This is a genomic window from Streptomyces alkaliterrae, assembly GCF_007097205.2.
GTDB classification, from domain to species: Bacteria; Actinomycetota; Actinomycetes; order Streptomycetales; family Streptomycetaceae; genus Streptomyces; species Streptomyces alkaliterrae.
This window is the reverse complement of the sequence record NZ_VJYK02000449.1, coordinates 1-3,141: the sequence shown is the minus strand read 5'-3', so window position 1 is coordinate 3,141 and position 3,141 is coordinate 1. Positions and strand designations below refer to the sequence as shown.

General features: G+C 75.0%; 2 protein-coding genes and 1 pseudogene. 1 reads left to right on the top strand and 2 read right to left on the bottom strand.

Features of this window, described 5'->3' with window-relative positions; genetic code table 11:
- Window positions 1-374, bottom strand: a pseudogene (locus FNX44_RS25405) (translation initiation factor IF-2); the annotation flags it as partial.
- Between the two features lie 291 nt (window positions 375-665).
- The gene (locus tag FNX44_RS25400) at window positions 666-1,634 is read right to left on the bottom strand and encodes a LysR family transcriptional regulator (protein ID WP_143651330.1); all 969 of its coding nucleotides are present in this window, start codon (window positions 1,632-1,634) and stop codon (window positions 666-668) included.
- 102 nt (window positions 1,635-1,736) lie between these two features.
- Between FNX44_RS25400 and FNX44_RS25395 the strand changes: the two genes are divergently transcribed.
- Window positions 1,737-3,086, top strand: coding sequence for an MFS transporter (locus tag FNX44_RS25395; protein WP_143651329.1), 1,350 nt, complete (start codon window positions 1,737-1,739; stop codon window positions 3,084-3,086).
- Window positions 3,087-3,141: the final 55 nt, after the last annotated feature.

The following is a 3,141-nucleotide window of genomic DNA, read 5'->3' as shown; positions in this document are numbered from 1 at the left end:
GGTATGGGGGTGTCGGGTCCGGCAGGCGGCTCGGGCGGGCCGGAGGTGGTCTCCTCGGGGGACTTCTCCGGTTCGGCGTCGGTGCGCACGCCGTCCGCCGACTCGCCCTCCTGCGGGCCGGTCAGCGGCAGCCAGGGCGCGTTGGAGTTGCCGCCGGCGAGGCTGAAGACGAGGACGACGGCGTAGCCGGCGCAGGCGAGGCCGAGCGCCCAGCCGATCCGGCGGAGGGTACGGCGGCGGCGCCCGCTGCCGTCTACGAAGACCGGCTCCTCGCCGACGCCGGACACGTCGACGGCGGGTGCGGCGACGGTCGGTTTCTCGACCTTCGCCATCCGCACGGTCTCCGCGTCCGCGGACTTCGGTGGACCACTCATCTCGCGCTCCTCATGCAACGAGCGCGGGTGGTCGGTTGCGCTCCAACATGGCCCGGACAGGCTGTCGTCGTGTTCCCCCCGAGTCACCCGTCCGGAGGAGGAATCTACCGCAGGATGACGAACGGGATTTCACCTGTTCACTCGAATCAGCCGGGCATGGACCGAGGTGGCACGGCAGGTCGGCACTGTCCGAAATGCCCGCGCGGGGAAGAATTGGGCAAGGTTTTACGTGCCGGTCGCCGGGGACGCGCCGCTCACGCGGCCTCCCCACCCGCCGGGAGACACCGCGGGTCAGGCGGCGGGCAGGCCCAGCAGCTCCCGGTCGGGGGCCGGCAGCCAGGCTCCCGGGGGTGCGTCGAGCCAGCGTTCCGGGGCGCCCAGCGCGGCGGCGCTGCGCAGCAGGGCGTCCAGGCCCGGATGCCGCAGTCCGCGCCGCCAGACGACGGAGACCGGGGAGAGCGGTACGGGCTCGACGAGCGGTCGCAGCACCATGCCCGGCACCTCCACGAAGACCTCGCTCGCCAGTACCGACCAGCCGCGCGAGCGCACCACGCGGACGAACTCGTCCTTGCCCTCGATCTTCGGGAAGGGCGGCGCGATCCGGATGTCCCGCCCGGCGAACAGCGCGCGGGCGTAGTCCGTCCACTCGGCGGTCTCCGCGTTGCCTGCGCCCGCGTACAGGGTCTCGCCTGCGAGCGCGGCCAGCGGGACGTGCGGGGAGGCGGCCAGCGGGTGGTCGGCGGGCAGCAGCACGGCGAGTCGTTCCAGCCGGACCAGCCCGTGGTCCAGGCCGCGCCGCAGGGTCGGCGGCAGCCCGGCGAAGCGACCGAAGGAGACGTCCAGCCGACCGGCGGCGAGCTGTTCGGCGGCTCCGGCGAGCCCGCTGACGAAGCGGGCGACGAACTCCACACCCGGTGCGTGCGTGCGGGCGTCCTCCAGGACGCGGTGGCCGGTGGCGACCGGCGCCGCGACGTCCACGACCAGCGGGCGGGCCGTGCGGTCGACGGCTGCGTTCAGTTCGTCGTGGGCGGCCAGCACCGCGCGGGCGTGCGGCAGCAGCCGCTCGCCTTCGGCGGTGAGGGCGACGTGCCGGGTGGAGCGGGTGAACAGGTCGGCGCGCAGGCGCTGTTCGAGCCGCCTCATGTCTCGGCTGAGGGCCTGCTGGGCGATGTGGAGGCGAGCGGCGGCCCGGGTGAAGTGCAGCTCCTCGGCCACCGCGACGAAGGCGCGCAGCAGTCGGGGGTCGAGGTCGTGGGCCATCCGGCCATCCTGCCAGGGCAGCGGCGATTGACAACAGGATCGCGTGAATCCGTCGGATCAGGTGTTGGACGGTACGGGCGGGCCACCCCGAGGCTGGTGCCCATGCCGACCACCCCTACCGACACGGTCCGCCGTCCGCCCGCGCCCTTCCTGACCATGACCGGCTCCACACTGATCGCCGCCGCCCCTCGGCCGCCCCGCCGCCGGCTCCGGGACGGCCGACTCGGTGCGTACGTGCGGCTGTTCGAGGCGCCGGGCGCCGGGGCGTTCTGGGCGAGCGGGGTGCTCGCCCGGCTGCCGATGGGGATGTTCGGCGTCGCGTCCGTGGTGATGATCGCCCAGACGCGCGGCTCGTACGCGCTCGCCGGGGCGGTGAGCGCGACCGGGCTGGCCGCGGCAGCGCTGCTGGCGCCGCTGGTGGCCCGGCTGGTCGACCGGCACGGGCAGGCACGCGTCGCGGTACCGGCCGTACTGCTGGCGGTACTCGGCCACCTGCTGCTGGTGCTGGCCGTGTGGACGGGCGCGCCGGCCTGGACGCTGTTCGCCTGCGCCGCGACCGCGTCCACAGCGCCCAACACCGGTGGCATGGCGCGTGCCCGCTGGGCGCACCTGTACCGGGGGGAGAATCCGGAGCGGGTGCGCGCCCGGCACACCGCGAACTCCCTGGAACAGGCCACGGACGAACTGTGCTTCATGCTGGGTCCGGTGGTGGCCATCGCGGTGTGCCTGGGGCTCTTTCCGGAGGCCGGGACGCTGCTGGCGACGGTGCTGCTGGGCGGCGGCACGCTGCTGTTCGCCGCGCAGCGGCGGACCGAGCCGCCGGTCGCGGCGCGGCAGACGGGTGGACGGGCGCCGATCGCCGTGGCGGGCATGCCCGCACTGCTGTGCGTGTTCCTGTGCACGGGGGCGGTGTTCGGGTCGATGGAGGTCGTCACGGTCGCGCATGCGGATGCACTCGGGCACGCGGCGTGGGCCGGTCCCATCCTCGCGCTCCAGGCCGCCGGATCGTGCGCCGCCGGGCTCGCCTTCGGGCTGCTGCGACCGCGCGGCGGGCTGCGGCGCCGCTTCACCGGCTGCGTGGCGCTGATGGCCGTACTGATGACGCTGCCGCTGCTGGCCGCGTGGGCGGGCGGGTTGGCACTGCTGGCGCCCGCGCTGCTGGTGGCCGGCATGGCCACGGCGCCGACGATGGTGACGGCGATGTCGCTCGTCCAGCGGCTGGTTCCGGCGGCGCGGATCAACGAGGGGATGACGATCGCCGTGACCGCGCTGCTGGGGGGCATCGCCGCCGGGGCCGCCCTCGGCGGGCAGGCGGCGGAGCACCTGGGCGCGCACTGGCCGTACGCGCTGCCGGCGGCAGCGGCGGTGGCCGCAGCGGCGGTGGCTTCCTGGGGGCCAGCCCCCAGACCCCCGGACCTCAAACTCCCCCGGCCGAAGGCCGGGGGAGTTTGAGGACAAGCGGCCGAAGGCCGTGACCGGGGTCCGGGGCGGAACCCCGGTTTCGGGA

What these genes read in the sequence shown, in the direction of transcription:
- FNX44_RS25400 (WP_143651330.1), bottom strand. Translation starts at nt 1,634, where the DNA reads ATGGCCCACGACCTCGACCCCCGACTGCTGCGCGCCTTCGTCGCGGTG.
- FNX44_RS25395 (WP_143651329.1), top strand. Translation starts at nt 1,737, where the DNA reads ATGCCGACCACCCCTACCGACACGGTCCGCCGTCCGCCCGCGCCCTTC.